At 67.1% G+C, this 12,974-nt stretch carries 13 protein-coding genes and 1 pseudogene; 5 read left to right on the top strand and 9 right to left on the bottom strand.

What is annotated here, in order from left to right; genetic code table 11:
* Positions 1–1,491: cytochrome c oxidase assembly protein (locus ACT3T5_RS05325; protein ID WP_444593782.1), on the top strand; the 1,491-nt coding region annotated here is incomplete at its 5' end.
* A gap of 60 nt (positions 1,492–1,551) precedes the next feature.
* Here ACT3T5_RS05325 and ACT3T5_RS05320 read toward each other — a convergent pair.
* The gene (locus tag ACT3T5_RS05320; RefSeq protein ID WP_444593781.1) at positions 1,552–2,223 is read right to left on the bottom strand and encodes a copper resistance CopC family protein; all 672 of its coding nucleotides are present in this window, start codon (positions 2,221–2,223) and stop codon (positions 1,552–1,554) included.
* A gap of 166 nt (positions 2,224–2,389) precedes the next feature.
* Here ACT3T5_RS05320 and ACT3T5_RS05315 point away from each other — a divergent pair, with 166 nt between their 5' ends.
* Positions 2,390–2,764, top strand: coding sequence for an ArsR/SmtB family transcription factor (locus ACT3T5_RS05315; RefSeq protein WP_443401178.1), 375 nt, complete (start codon positions 2,390–2,392; stop codon positions 2,762–2,764).
* Positions 2,764–3,696 carry a cation diffusion facilitator family transporter gene (locus ACT3T5_RS05310; RefSeq protein WP_444593780.1) on the top strand — a complete coding sequence of 311 codons (933 nt, stop codon included), beginning with the start codon at positions 2,764–2,766 and terminating at the stop codon, positions 3,694–3,696. Before ACT3T5_RS05315 ends, ACT3T5_RS05310 begins: the two co-directional genes overlap by 1 nt.
* Before the next feature lie 94 nt (positions 3,697–3,790).
* Here ACT3T5_RS05310 and ACT3T5_RS05305 read toward each other — a convergent pair whose 3' ends face one another.
* From ACT3T5_RS05305 to ACT3T5_RS05270, 8 genes and pseudogenes are all read right to left on the bottom strand, one after another.
* Positions 3,791–4,618 (bottom strand): C40 family peptidase, encoded by an 828-nt coding sequence (locus tag ACT3T5_RS05305; protein ID WP_444593779.1) that lies wholly within the window; start codon positions 4,616–4,618, stop codon positions 3,791–3,793.
* A gap of 342 nt (positions 4,619–4,960) precedes the next feature.
* Positions 4,961–5,802 (bottom strand): annotated as a pseudogene (locus ACT3T5_RS05300) (cytochrome c biogenesis CcdA family protein).
* On the bottom strand, positions 5,799–6,398 hold the full coding sequence (locus tag ACT3T5_RS05295) for a TlpA family protein disulfide reductase (protein WP_444593778.1): 600 nt from the start codon (positions 6,396–6,398) through the stop codon (positions 5,799–5,801). Before ACT3T5_RS05295 ends, ACT3T5_RS05300 begins: the two are co-directional and overlap by 4 nt.
* Before the next feature lie 65 nt (positions 6,399–6,463).
* Positions 6,464–7,099, bottom strand: a complete 636-nt coding sequence (locus ACT3T5_RS05290; protein WP_444593777.1) for a vitamin K epoxide reductase family protein — start codon at positions 7,097–7,099, stop codon at positions 6,464–6,466.
* The gene (locus ACT3T5_RS05285; RefSeq protein ID WP_444593776.1) at positions 7,080–7,727 is read right to left on the bottom strand and encodes a DsbA family protein; all 648 of its coding nucleotides are present in this window, start codon (positions 7,725–7,727) and stop codon (positions 7,080–7,082) included. Before ACT3T5_RS05285 ends, ACT3T5_RS05290 begins: the two co-directional genes overlap by 20 nt.
* Positions 7,724–9,430, bottom strand: a complete 1,707-nt coding sequence (locus ACT3T5_RS05280) for a heavy metal translocating P-type ATPase (RefSeq protein WP_444593775.1) — start codon at positions 9,428–9,430, stop codon at positions 7,724–7,726. The genes ACT3T5_RS05285 and ACT3T5_RS05280 overlap by 4 nt, the downstream gene beginning before the upstream one ends.
* Positions 9,431–9,753: 323 nt before the next feature.
* On the bottom strand, positions 9,754–10,134 hold the full coding sequence (gene cmtR, locus ACT3T5_RS05275) for a Cd(II)/Pb(II)-sensing metalloregulatory transcriptional regulator CmtR (protein WP_444593774.1): 381 nt from the start codon (positions 10,132–10,134) through the stop codon (positions 9,754–9,756).
* 162 nt (positions 10,135–10,296) lie between these two features.
* Complete coding sequence (locus tag ACT3T5_RS05270; RefSeq protein ID WP_444593773.1) at positions 10,297–10,917, bottom strand: hypothetical protein; 621 nt, start codon at positions 10,915–10,917, stop codon at positions 10,297–10,299.
* Between the two features lie 179 nt (positions 10,918–11,096).
* On the opposite strand from ACT3T5_RS05270, the gene ACT3T5_RS05265 reads away from it, so the two are divergent.
* Positions 11,097–11,672, top strand: coding sequence for a hypothetical protein (locus ACT3T5_RS05265; protein WP_444593772.1), 576 nt, complete (start codon positions 11,097–11,099; stop codon positions 11,670–11,672).
* Positions 11,673–11,743: 71 nt separating this feature from the next.
* Positions 11,744–12,940, top strand: a complete 1,197-nt coding sequence (locus ACT3T5_RS05260) for a hypothetical protein (RefSeq protein ID WP_444593771.1) — start codon at positions 11,744–11,746, stop codon at positions 12,938–12,940.
* The last annotated feature ends 34 nt before the right edge of the window (positions 12,941–12,974 follow it).

The raw sequence follows: 12,974 nt of genomic DNA, 5'->3' as shown, positions 1-12,974 counted from the left end.
GGGGCGGTGTTCGTCGCTGCCGCCTCGACGATGCTGATCGTCGTGAGGTCCCGAACGGGGCTCCTGGTCGCGCTGAGTCTGGTGTTCGCGGCGTTGGTGACGAAGTCGATGACGGGGCACGCCTCGGGTCAGACCTCTCATGAGGCGGCCACGAGCGCGATGATCGTGCACCTTGTGGCTGCCGGAGTGTGGCTGGGTGGGCTGGCGCTGCTCGTGCTGGTTGCGGGCCGGCTCGGGGCACGTCTGGGGGATGCCGCCGAACGGTTCAGCGTCCTGGCGCTTGCTTGTTATGGGGCGTTGGCCGCCAGCGGTATCGCCTCTGCCTTGGTTCGGCTCTCCGCGCCTCTGGATCTTGTGACCACGGCGTACGGGTGGATGCTCGTGCTGAAGATGGTGCTGCTGGTGCTTCTGGGTGGTGCGGGCTGGTGCCAGCGCCGACGGGTGCTGGTCCGGTTGCGCACGTCGGATCGCCGGAGAGACTTTCTGTGGCTCGCCGCGGGGGAAGTCTTCCTGATCGCGGCGGCGACCGGGATCGCTGCCGCGCTGTCGAACACGGCGCCTCCGGTGCCGGACGAGCCCGAACCGGTCGCCTCGACGGCTGAGGCGCTGACCGACTACCCCCTGCCTGCTCCGCCTGAGCTGACGACGCTGCTGACGACCTGGCGTGTGGACGTCGCGGGGATGGCGCTCGCCCTCGGTCTCGCGGTCATCTACCTCTGGGTGAGGGTGCTTCGCCCGGTGACGGGCAGGGGCGGGCGACGCTGGCCCGTGGGCAGGACATCGGCGTGGGTCGCGGGGTGCGCGGTCATCGTCTGGGTGACGAGCGGAGCACCGGGGGTGTATGCGCCGGTGCAGTTCTCCGTGCACCTGGGCCAGCACGCGCTGCTTGCTCTGGTGGCAGTGCCTCTGCTGGTCGCCGGTCGTTTCGGTGACCTTGTGCGGGAGCGGATCGCTCCTCGGTCGGATGGTTCTGCGGGGCTGCGCGAGCTCGTCGACTGGAAGCCTCGCTCCCGTGCGGGTCAGTGGATCGTGCATCCGGTGGTGTTGGCGCTGCTCGGCGCGGTGGGATTTGCGGCGATCTACCTGACCCCGGCTCTCGGTGCGGGCCTGCAGACCGCGCCGGGCCGACTGATCGTACTTGCTGCCGCTGTGGTGGCCGGTGCTGCTGTGGCGCTGCCGATCCAGGGCAGGGCGCTGGGTGGTGGCACGGTTGCTCGGGCGGAGCGCTGGGTGGCCCTGGCTGTGGGGACCGGGGTTCTTGCTGGCGTGGCGCTGCTGTTCGCGCTGGCGCTCCCGGTCGTGGAGCCCGACTGGTTCGCGGTCATGGGGCGGACCTGGGGCGCCGATGCGCTCGGGGATCAAAGACTAGGTGGCTGGGTCCTGCTTGCGCTGGTCCTGGTGCTGGCAGTCCTGCACGGCGCGGTCATCTCGCGGTCGCGGCGGAGCAGCGAAGGACTCACCGTACGTCGTTCCGCCTCAGCGCGGCACTGAGCCGGTTCTGTTGCTCGCCCCGGCGTGCGTCACGTGCCGTCGTGATCGGGTTCGTGATGGTCAGTCGGTGTTGTTCCCGGAACTGCGGCGCATACGAACGATGATCGCGCCGATGGCGGCGAGCAGCAGGAGCAGGGCGACGCCGCCGAGGAGCATGCCGAGGGGTAAGCCGCCCTCGCTCTGCGGGGCATCTGCCTGTTCGGCAGCGGTGGCTTCCGTGCTCGGTTCGTCCGTCCCGGCGGTCGGCTCCTCGCTCTCCGTCGGCTCCTCCGCTCCGGAGTCTGCTGCGGCCGAGGCCGTGGTCTCGGCACCGACTGTGACGGTGAAGTCGACTGTGCCCTCGATCGGGTGGCCGTCGGAGGAGACGACACGCCATAGGACCTGATAGTCATCGGCGGGCAGCGGCGGCAGGTCGATCGTGGCCGTGTTGCCGGACACGGTGGGCGTCTCGGTGAAGATCTCCTCGCCGGCGGAGGTGGTCAGTCGCACGGCCGGGGAGAGGTTGAGGACCTCGTCGCTGTAGGTAAGCTCAAGCGCCTCGGGCGCCTGCTTGAGGCTTTCGCCTGCTGCCGGGTTCGAAGAGGTCAAGGTGTCGTGTGCTGACGCTGCGGGCAACAGTGCTGGGATCGCCAGCGGCATCAGCACGGCGGTGAGCAGCCCGGCCAGGCTGGTCAAGATGATCCGCACCGCAGCCCCGGTGGTTGCGCGAGCAGCCGTCGTGTCCGCCGTCATGAACTTCTCCTCCTCGGGTGGCCCTCGTGCGGGCGGGTGTGTCTCCGTGACTGGGGCGCATCGAGTGTAGCGGCGTGCCACGAGCAAACTCTTCGCTCTTCTCCCAGGATCGACTCGCCCCGCCACACCCCCTTTACAGAACCCCATACGGCGATATCATCGCCACATGACGATTGATGCGATCCCGGCCGAGCCCCAGTTCGAGGTGGCAGACAGTCATGCCGCGCTCTTCCACGCTCTCGCCGAACCCACACGCTTGGCTCTTCTCCAGCATCTCTCGACCGGTGAGCACCGAGTCCGCGAGCTTGTCGAACACATGCACCTTGCCCAGTCGACCGTCAGCAAGCATCTCGCGTGCCTGCGCGACTGCGGCCTGGTCACCGCACGCACCGAAGGCCGCGCCTCCTGGTTCGCCCTCACCGATCTGCGCCGACTGAGCGACCTGCTCGAGGCGGCGGACGACCTGCTCGACATCTCCGGGACCACCCTGTCCCTGAAGAACCACCGCGATCACGAGAACCTCGAGGACGGGGACCTCTGATGAACTCAGGACACGACCATTCGCACGGTGGCAGCGGACGGAGCACCGCCCGGACGCGACTGGCCATCGCGTTCGCCATCACCACCGTCATCGTGCTCGCGCAAGCGATCGGGAGCGTCGTCACCGGCAGTCTTGCTCTGCTCACGGACACGGCGCATGCCCTTGTCGACGCCTCCGGGCTGCTGGTCGCGCTGATCGCGGCGACCATGATGCTGCGCCCAGCCAACAGCAGCCGAACCTGGGGATTCGCTCGCGTCGAGGTACTGGCAGCCTTGGCCCAGGCCACGCTCCTGATCGTGGTCGGCACCTACACCGCCGTCGAGGGCATCTCGCGACTGACAGACCCCCCGGACGTCCCCTCGGGAGAGCTGCTCATCTTCGGTGTGATCGGGCTGGTCGCGAACGTCACCGCGATCCTCATCCTGGCCGGAGGCAAGAACTCGAGCCTCAACATGCGTGCCGCGTTCCTCGAGGTGCTCAATGACGCTCTCGGTTCGCTCGGCGTGATCACGGCCGCGATCGTCATCCAGCTGACCGGATTTCAGCAGGCCGATGCACTGGCCGGTCTATTCATTGCCGCGCTGATCGTGCCTCGGGCGTTCCGGATCTTGGCCGAGACGCTGCGGATCCTCATGGAGTACACCCCGAAGGGAGTGGATCTCGATCAGGTGCGCGAGCACATCCTCGCGCTCGACCACGTCCAGGACGTCCACGACCTGCACGCCTCAGCGATCGGGAGCAATCTGCCGATCATCTCGGCGCACGTCGTCGTCGGGGAGGAGTGCTTCGAATCGGCCCACGCCCTGCGGATCCTCGAAGAGGTCCATGTCTGCGTCAGGACGCACTTCCCGATAGCGTTCGAGCACGCCACGATCCAGCTGGAGAGCCCGTCCGTGCATCGAGGGGAATCCGAACGTCTCTTGCACACCTAGCACCCACGGATCCGCACGTCTCCTGGCCGCGAGGTGACGAAACGGCGCGCACCCCACTCGATGGTGGAGTGCGCGCCGCGGGTCGTCGCTGGACTCAGCGGAAGGAGACGAAGGTGGGGTTGCCCCAGATGGTCCGTTCCTTGACGGAGCCAGCGCTGTTGCCGGCGTCGATGACCGTGTCGCCACCCGCGTAGATGCCGAGGTGGCCGGGCCACACCACGAGGTCGCCGGGCTGGGCCTGCGACTTCGAGATCGTGGTGCCGGCCGCCTCCTGCTGCGACGAGGTACGGGGCAGGTCGATACCGGCCTGTGCGTACGCGTACGAGCTCAGACCGGAGCAGTCGAAGCTAACGCCCGGCTTGGAGGTGCCCCACGAGTACGTGACGCCAACCTGGCTGCGCGCGGCGTCGACGATCGCCTGCCCCGAGCTGCTCGTGGAGGATGCGGGCGCAGGAGCTGACGCACCGCCACCGCCACCGCCTGCAGCCGAACCGTTCAGGGAGCCGCGTGTCTCAGGGCCCACGACGCCATCGACCTGCAGGCCCTTGGCCTGCTGGTAGTCCTTCACCGCGCCATGGGTGCGCGGGCCGAACTTTCCGTCGACGGTCAGTGAGGAACCCTCATCATTCAGTGCGGACTGGAGCTGCTCGACCGAGGCTCCCTGGGATCCCCAGCGAAGCTTCTCGGAGGAGGACAGAGCCTGCGCCGGCGCCGGAGCAGCAGGTGCAGCGGCCTGCGTGGCCGTGGACGGTGCGGTTGCCGGGGCGGCGGGTGCTGCCTGTGCTGCACCACCGGCGAAGGCGGATCCGAGGAGGACGGTGCCGAGGACGGCGGCGCCTCCGGTGCCGCGCAGGGCGCGTCCACTGTGGCGAAGGGGGGTGATTGCGCGGCCGGCCGCGCGATGGGAATTGCTCGTGGCCATGAATGTTCTCCGTGAATATCCCCGCGTGTATCCACGGGGTCGTCTGGCATTTGGTCGCGGCAACGTCGACAGCAGAGTTAACGTCGGGAGGGAATCTTGCACCTCGTCACCGGTGGAACCAACGTACCGACCGAAACGGCCTCGCCATAGCGTCATGAGCGACCCCGACCGACGATTTCTCCTTCTCTTGAACACTCTCCCCCCACGGGCCCCGGGGTCAGACCCTCTCTTTACCAAACTCCGATGTCGCAATGGGGCCGAGGTCACGTATCCCGGTGGAGCCGGCGGTGCCTCGTCGGTCGCATGGGAGCGAGTCGGCAGGGGAGGGCTCTTGCGTGAGGTTCACACGACGGGTTGGAACGTGGCGATGGATCCTTGCAGCTGATCCATCCATGAGGCCCACATTCCCGTGAGCAGCAGCACGCCGATCGCGATGAGCAATGCCCCGGATAGGACTCCGATGAGTCGGCGATGTCGCGCGAGTGCCCTGCTCATTCCCATCGCTCTGTCGAGCAGCAGGGCGCTGAGGACGAAAGGGATGCCCAATCCGAGCGAGTACGCCAGTGCCAGGATCGCGCCCCGGGGCGCAGATCCTCCGTCGGCGCCGGCGTCGAGGGACAGCGCGATGATCGCGGCGTAGGTGGGTCCGATGCAGGGGGTCCAGCTCAGCCCGAAGACGAAGCCCATCAATGGAGCTCCGAGAAGGCCAGCGTCAGGGCGTTTCCTGGACACCTGGATATTTCCTGTCAATCGAGGGAACACGCCCATGAAAATGAGTCCCATGAACACGACGATGAGGCCCGCGACTCGATTGATCCATACTGCGTGCGCCTGGAGGAGATATCCCATCGCGCCAGCAAATCCGCCCAGCGCCATGAATACCACCGCGAAGCCCGCGACGAACAGCAAGCTTCCCCCATCATTCTCCCAGTTCCCTCACGGAATAGGGTCGCCGACCGTCGCGCCTTCCCAGTGCTCCCAGGCGCTTGCCCGGTTGACTTGGTGGTCTTCAGCCCTTGTCCTGCGAGCCCAGAGACGTAACCGAGGTAGCCCGGCACGATGGGCAGCACGCATGGTGAGAGGAACGCGATCAGGCCTGCGATCGCGGCGACGGTGATGGCCAGCAGAAGGGACCCGGACAGGGCGATCGACTGGAAGGTCTCTGCGAGGCCGGTGATGCTCACGCGGCTCCTTCGGCGAGAACGGCGTCGAGCATCGATCTGAGGATGGAGGGGTCGATCGCTCCGGAGATCCGGCCTGCGACTCGGCCGTCCTGGTCGAGGACGAGCGTGGTGGGTACCGCGTTGGGTGCGACTTGACCGCGCAGCTGGTACATGATCTCTGCGTCCGAGTCCGGCAGCGACGGGTAGGTGATGCCGTAGGACTCCTCGAAGGCCGCGGCGGGTCCTGCCGGGTCACGGACGTTGATCCCGATGAACGAGACGCCCTGGTCGGCGTACTCCTCGTGGATCGCTTGCAGATCCGGGGCCTCCACCCGGCAGGGCGGGCAGGAGGCGTACCAGACGTTGACCACCAGCATCGCTCCCCAGTGGTCTGTGGAGTCGAAGGGTTCGCCGTCGTAGCTGGTCCCGGTGAACTCGACGGGTTCTGTGCGATCGGCGGGAGCGATCTCTGTGGTCACGCCGTTGCCGGAGACGTATCCGGCGTCCTCGGAGTCGTAGCGATCCCCGGTGTCAGCGCTGCCGCAGGCAGTGAACAGACCGGTAGCGGCCAAGAAACCGGTGGCGTACAGAATCCGTCGCCGGGAGTGGGCGCGCATGTGCTCGCTCCTTCAAGATGTTCGAGGGGGGACAGGGGAGGGGCCGGAGGTGAGCTCGTCCGGGCCTAGATCAGCGTGGACCAGTAGTCCCAGAACCTCACGGCGATGAGGGTCAGGATCACGAGATACCAGGCCACAAGCACTGGGACGCGGAACTCGATCGCGAGATCGGTTGCTCGCCGCACGGCCGGGGTGGAGCTGTCTGCTACGGCGCGGAGATGGTGCAGGGTGGTGAACAAGAACAGCGGGATGGTCACTGCCCACACGACCATGCAGTAGGGGCACAGTGCCCCGATCTCGTACAGGCTCTGCCCGATCAGCAACTGCACGAAGAGCACCGCGAAGGTCACGCCCGCCTGGATGAGCACACTCATCCAGCGCGCCACACGGGCCCCGGCGAGGAACGTGACTCCGAGCGCGAGAACGGCCGCGAAGCCGGCGATGCCGAGAATCGGATTCGGGATGCCGAAAGCTGAAGCCTGCGGGGTGTTCATCACGGAGCCGCAGGAAAGCACTGGATTGAGGCTGCACGAGGGGACGTAGCTGGGATCCTCGATCAGAGCGATCTTCTCGACCAGCAGCACAACAGCCATGACCAGGCCGATTGTGCCGGTGACGGTGAAGAGCATCCCCAGACCGCGCGGCTTCCTCGACTCCCGAGGCGTCCCGGCGGCCGGGCCGTCAGCCTTCAAGTGCGGCATCGAGAGGGTCCGTGAGGTCCTCGACGCGGGTGGGCTCCAGGCGCTCCCCGTCGACGAAGAAAGTAGGAGTGCTCGTCACACCGAGCGCCTCGGCGTCCGCAGCGCTCTGCTCGATGCGCTCGAGGGTGACCGGATCGTCGTAGACCTGCTCGAAGCGTTCCATGTCGAGTCCGAGCTCTTCGGCGTACCCGAAGAATGCCTCTCGCTGGGAGGTCTCCTGATGACTCCACTGGTCCGCGTTGTCGAACAGCGCCTTGTACATGGCTTCGAACTCGCCCTGCGCGCCGGCGGCCTCTGCCGCCTTGGCGGCTTCGACGGAGTTTCCGTGCAAAGGCAGGTAGCGGACCACGAAGGTCACCTGGTCGCCATACTCGGCGCGGATCTCCTCGATCGAGGGGTACAACGCCAGGCAGGCCTCGCATTCGAAGTCGAGGTACTCCACGAAGACGACGTCGCCGCCGTCGGACAACCGAGGACTGTCTTCGCGCACGAGCTGGGCTGAGGTGGAACCCGACGCCTCAGCCGGTTCCGTCTGCTTCTCCTTGGGGTCGAGGAAGATGACGAACCCGGCGAGGACCAGCGCAGCTGCTGCGATCAGCCCCAGGGTGAATTTCATGCTCCTGCTCATGCGGCGGGTCCTCCTACGCTTGATGTTTCACGCAGATCCTGCCGGATCGGCCTGGACGGCTCCTGCGCGCCCACCGCTTGAGTGCGTGCGGCCCGCATGCCGTTGGCGATCACCACAACCTCGGCGACCTCGTGCACGAGCACCACCGCGGCCAGGCCCAGCACCCCGAACAGCGCCAGCGGGAACAGCACCACGATGATCGCCAGCGCGAGGGCGATGTTTCCGGTCATGATGCGGCGGCCCCGGCGAGCATGTGCCAGAGCGGCAGGAATCTGTCGCAGATCGGTGCCGGTGAAGGCGACGTCGGCCGACTCCACAGCGGCTGCCGTGCCGGTCGCTCCCATCGCGATGCCCACGGTCGCTGACGCGAGGGCCGGCGCATCGTTGATGCCGTCTCCGATCATCGCGGTCGGGGCCTGCTCCGAGAGGCGACGGACGTGGACGGCCTTGTCGGCGGGCAGCTGCTCGGCATGGACCTCCTCGATACCGGCCTCTGCCGCGATCGCACGAGCGGTCAGGGCGTTGTCACCGGTGAGCATGACCGTGCGGATGCCCTGGGCGTGCAGCGCTGCTACCGTCGCGGCAGCCTCCGGGCGGAGCTCGTCGCGGATGCCGACAGCGCCGATCACCCGGCCGTCCTCTTCGATCATGACGACGCTCATTCCCCGTGACGCCATCTCGTGGGTACGGTTCTCGAGCTGGCCGGGGGAGATCCAGCGGGGACTTCCTACGCGCATCAGCCGGCCATCGATGGTGCCGGTGATGCCGTGTCCAGGGGTTTCCTGGACCTCGTCGGCGTCCACCGTGGTCTGTGTCGCGGCGAGGATGGCGGCGGCGAGGGGGTGGGTGCTGGCGGATTCGAGAGCAGCGGCCGCTGCGAGGACGTCCTCACGGCTGCGGCCTTCGCTTGTGGCGACGTCCACGACGCGGGGTTCGTTGCGCGTGAGTGTCCCGGTCTTGTCCAGAGCGACAGTGCGGATAGTTCCTAGCTGCTCGAAGGCGGCGCCGGACTTGATGACGACGCCGAGCTTGCTCGCGGAGCCGATCGAGGAGATCACGGTCACCGGCACAGCGATGGCCATCGCGCAGGGCGACGCGGCGACGAGCACCACCAGGGCGCGCTCGATCCAGATCGCCGGTTCTCCGGTGAGGACGCCGATCAGTGCGACCAGTGCGGCGACGATCAGCACCACGGGGACGAGGGGACGGGCGATGCGATCAGCGAGGCGTGCGCGTTCGCCCTTGGCGGCGTGAGCCTGCTCGACCAGGCGCACGATCTGGGTCAGCGAGTTGTCTCGACCGTCAGCAGTAGCACGCAGCGATAGCGAGCCCGAGCCGTTGACCGAACCTGCATGCACCTCATCCCCAGGACCGACCTCGACCGGTATCGACTCGCCCGTGATCGCGGAGGTATCCATCCAGGAGCGTCCAGAGACGATGACCCCGTCCGTGGCGACCTTGTCTCCCGCGCCGAGCAGGAGCACATCGTCGGTGCGGACATCCGCAGCCGCGATGGTCTGAGTCCCTTCCGGGCGTGAGACGCGGGCAGTCTCGGGGATGAGGGCGAGCAGTGCCCGCAGGCCCTGCTTCGCACGATCCATCGACCGGTCCTCGAGCGCCTCTGCGAGGGAGAACAGGAACGCCAAGGCGGCGGCTTCACCGATATGTCCCAGCAGCACCGCACCGAGCGCGGCAATGGTCATCAACAGACCGACGCCAAGCCGACCACGTCCACGGCCCTGCACAAGGCGACGCAAAGTACCGGGGACGAAGGTCCAGGCCCCAGCCAGCAGGGCGAGAACGTGGGCCGCGAGACCGATTGCGTCGAGCCCCGCCCAACCGATCAAGAGCCCCACTGCCCACAAGGCACCGGATGCGACCGGCAGTAGCAGTGCGCGATCGCGCCACCACGGTGTCAGCTCTTCTAGCTCGAGCTTCTCCGACGGATCTGTCGGACCGCTGCTTCCGCAGCATGCATCCTCCACCACGGGGATTGCGGGCCTCTCGGGGCCGCAGCACTCGTCGCTCATCGCGTACCCGCCTCGGAGCGCACCTCAACGGAGGCGTCGCAGCACAGCGGGACATCACAGTCCTCGTCCGTGCACGGAAGGCCGTCATCAACCGCCAGCACTGTATCGACCAGGACCGAGAGCGCCTTGGTCAGGTGCGCGTCGGCGATCTCGTAGCGTGTGCGTCGACCCTCGGGGGACGCGACCACGATGCCGCAGCCGCGCAGGCAGGAGAGGTGATTGGACACGTTGGTACGGGTCAGCGACAGGTCCTCCGCCAGGACGGCTGGATAGCCGGGATGGTCGAGGAGCGATAGCAGGATGCGGGACCGGGTGGGGTCGGCCATGGCGCGGCCGAGACGGTTCATGACCTCAAGGCGCGAAGCTTTAGTCAGCATGCACTGACCATACAGCACACGATGACCAGTTGCGGAACCAGCAGTCGCCCGACGGGCGAAAGCTCGTGCCACTTTGGAAGAGCGAGCATCGTTCCCCGGTTCGAACCGTGAAGCGAACCCTGAGTGTTGTTCCGAGGGAGGAAGTGCCCATCCCGGGAGCGGCTACTCGACCGCCGCACGTCTCGTGCGCCGAGAGGTGGTCTGCACCGGCCGAGTCTCGGGTCGCAGGTCGTGGCATCCGAGGAGCCAGTGCAGCCACGTTGCCCCGCGACCGAGCGCGACCGAGAGCGTCTCCATCGGCACGCCATCGTCGACGACAGTTCGGCACGCCTCTGCCAGGGCTCGCCCTTCGGCGCCGCGGACTGCTCGCGATCCTTCGCGGTTGCGCGGTGCCTGTGGGCACGCCTCGTAGAGTCCGCGCAGTTCAGCGATCTCGTCCGCGGTGTGATCTCGACGCTGAGACAGACGCGGGTAGCGGGTCACTGGGGCGGACTGCGCGGTCTCGCGGGCGGTGCGGATTGCCTGGCGGGAGCAACCGAGATCTTCGGCGATCTGATCGAGGGTCTGCCCGTCGTCCCTTCGCCTGGCTACCTCGTCGACGTCCGCGAGCGGTTGCTGACCCCAGCGGCGGAAGCGGATGTCATGGCGGGCGACCGTTAACCGACGAACGTAGGTGGATGTCAGTCCGTAGCTCTCAGCGATCATGGCCCACGTCTCGCCAGCCCGGTACCGAGTGGCCGCGTCAGCGGCGACGGCAGCGCGCTGCTCGTCGGTGAACTTCATCCTGCTGCCTCCCGCCTTCGCTGGTGGGTGTCGAGACGAGAATACGGCGGTCGCGTGGGTCCGGTGCCACGTCGTGAATGCTTGCATCCGGGACTGACTCCGAGGGGCGACATGTCCTCACCGGGGTGGGCTGTCGGGCCCGTCCGGCATGCTGGTCGAAATCGACGAAGGGACCCCCGATGAACGCCCCCGCACTGGACGATGCCGAGGTCGAGACCATCCGCCTCGCCCTGAGCTCTTGCGCCGACGACCTGACGTCCACTCCGTCCGACGGATTGGCGCCTGAGTACATTCATGCGGTGGAAAACATCGCCAAGGGCTCCGTGGCGGAGTGGCCGTACACCGAGACCCTGGGGCGCGAGCTCATGAGCGTAGGGTCGCGGCTTGCACCGGGAGAGTCACGGTTTCCCGAGTCGATCGAGCCGTACTTGCGACCACTCGCGGCTTCTGCGCTGCAGCGTTATGTGATGGCGATCGAGCGGGAGTCAGGCGAAGACTTCGATGGGGTGAGCGCGGAAGCTGTTGAGGTGGAAAGGGCTGAACGTCTGGCGAAATTGCTGCTTGGACTGACGGTCCGCGTTGATGCTCGGCGATGGAGTGGGGGCTGGGAGCTGTACGCCCTCGGCAACGAAGACCTCGTGACGCAGGTCGAGAACATCGATGGCGCTCCGGCGATGGTGCGGGACCTGCTCGAAACAGAGTTCCCCGGCGCGGACTTCAGCAAGGTGGTCTTCGACGTGCGCACGGTTGACTGATTCCGCTCGTCCCGCGACGGCTACGGGGCGCCCACTTCCTCGGGTACAGGAGCGTCTCGAGGAGGCAGGCGATGGGCGGCATCACGCGTAAGAGGGACACCGGTGAGGCGGGCAATGCAGGGGAGTTCGGCTCCGTGGCGCGCCAGGAAGTGGACGTCGAAGTGAGTCCACGCCTCGGTGAGCACAGCTCCGATGACGTGGCTCTGGTGGAGCGGTTCGGGTTCGATGTGCGCTCTGCTGATCCAGTCGAGTTCGATGAGCATGCCGCGGAGGTCGACCAGGCTCTCGCAACTACCCGGTCTCGCCTTCGCAGTCGTTTCGACGAGCTGCACCGGGCCGTCGGGGATCGGCGCAGCCCAGGTGAAGGCTGGGCTAGGACTGATGAGCAGGTGCTCACGGCGGCCCGCGACTGGGTGATCCTCGCCGATGGCGGTGCCGCATCTGAGGCGACCGGGTTGCAGATCCGCGGGCCCCTGCGTGATGTTGAGGCTGCCCAGGCGGAGGTGGATCGGACCCGGGAGAAGGTCGACGGGCTCGAGGAGGCGTTCCGGATCCGTGGCGGCTGGAACCGCGCATTCCTTGTCGCGAACGGCAACGGTCACGTGCATTCGAGCATGGGCTGTTCGACGTGCCGGCCCACGACTCAGTACGCGTGGCTGACTGACTATTCCGGCGCCGATGAGGATGCGATCGTCACGGCTGCTGGCCACCGCGCCTGCACCACCTGCTACCCCTCGGCGCCCGTGGGTGACGCGACGTCGCTGCCGACGAAGATGTACACGCCGGATGAGCTCGCGGCTCAGCGGGATCGGGAGCGGCGGGAGGCGTGGGCGACGCTGACCCCAGCGGAGAAGCGGGCACGAAAGCGGGCGGAGAAGCTCGCGGCCGCCGCGTCGAAGGATGGGAAGCCGCTGCGGTTCGAGGAGGACCTGGGCGATGCCGGGAAGGTGCGGGAGGTGATCTCCACCGAACGGGACGCGGAGACCGCCTGGGCCCGTGGCATGGGCGACGCCATCAACCTCAGGAGGACGACAGGGAAAACATTGCCCGAGTTCGCCGAGTACCGCCGGGACCAAGAAGCGCGGGCAGACTGGCGGGCCAGGATGCGTCCCGTGATCGCCAGGACCCTCGCCGAGAAGCACGGCACCACAGCGCTCGAGGAAAAGCACCGCCTCGACGAAATGACCAGGACCTCATACGAAGAGAAGCACCCCGAGCTCGCCGAGTATTTCGAGGCCGATGCGGATGAGGACTACCTGAACAAGTGAGGGCGCGTCCCACGAGGCGCAGCTGTCGCCCACT

The sequence above is a fragment of the Brachybacterium sp. AOP3-A1-3 genome (genome assembly GCF_052378285.1).
Lineage (GTDB): Bacteria > Actinomycetota > Actinomycetes > Actinomycetales > Dermabacteraceae > Brachybacterium.
The sequence above is the reverse complement of the archived record's forward strand: the minus strand, read 5'-3'. Positions and strand labels throughout refer to the sequence as shown.

Coding starts and splice junctions, on each gene's coding strand:
- ACT3T5_RS05320 (WP_444593781.1), bottom strand. CDS start 2,223: ATGACGGCGGACACGACGGCTGCTCGCGCAACCACCGGGGCTGCGGTG.
- ACT3T5_RS05315 (WP_443401178.1), top strand. CDS start 2,390: ATGACGATTGATGCGATCCCGGCCGAGCCCCAGTTCGAGGTGGCAGAC.
- ACT3T5_RS05310 (WP_444593780.1), top strand. CDS start 2,764: ATGAACTCAGGACACGACCATTCGCACGGTGGCAGCGGACGGAGCACC.
- ACT3T5_RS05305 (WP_444593779.1), bottom strand. CDS start 4,618: ATGGCCACGAGCAATTCCCATCGCGCGGCCGGCCGCGCAATCACCCCC.
- ACT3T5_RS05295 (WP_444593778.1), bottom strand. CDS start 6,398: ATGCGCGCCCACTCCCGGCGACGGATTCTGTACGCCACCGGTTTCTTG.
- ACT3T5_RS05290 (WP_444593777.1), bottom strand. CDS start 7,099: ATGCCGCACTTGAAGGCTGACGGCCCGGCCGCCGGGACGCCTCGGGAG.
- ACT3T5_RS05285 (WP_444593776.1), bottom strand. CDS start 7,727: ATGAGCAGGAGCATGAAATTCACCCTGGGGCTGATCGCAGCAGCTGCG.
- ACT3T5_RS05280 (WP_444593775.1), bottom strand. CDS start 9,430: ATGACCATTGCCGCGCTCGGTGCGGTGCTGCTGGGACATATCGGTGAA.
- cmtR (WP_444593774.1), bottom strand. CDS start 10,134: ATGCTGACTAAAGCTTCGCGCCTTGAGGTCATGAACCGTCTCGGCCGC.
- ACT3T5_RS05270 (WP_444593773.1), bottom strand. CDS start 10,917: ATGAAGTTCACCGACGAGCAGCGCGCTGCCGTCGCCGCTGACGCGGCC.
- ACT3T5_RS05265 (WP_444593772.1), top strand. CDS start 11,097: ATGAACGCCCCCGCACTGGACGATGCCGAGGTCGAGACCATCCGCCTC.
- ACT3T5_RS05260 (WP_444593771.1), top strand. CDS start 11,744: ATGGGCGGCATCACGCGTAAGAGGGACACCGGTGAGGCGGGCAATGCA.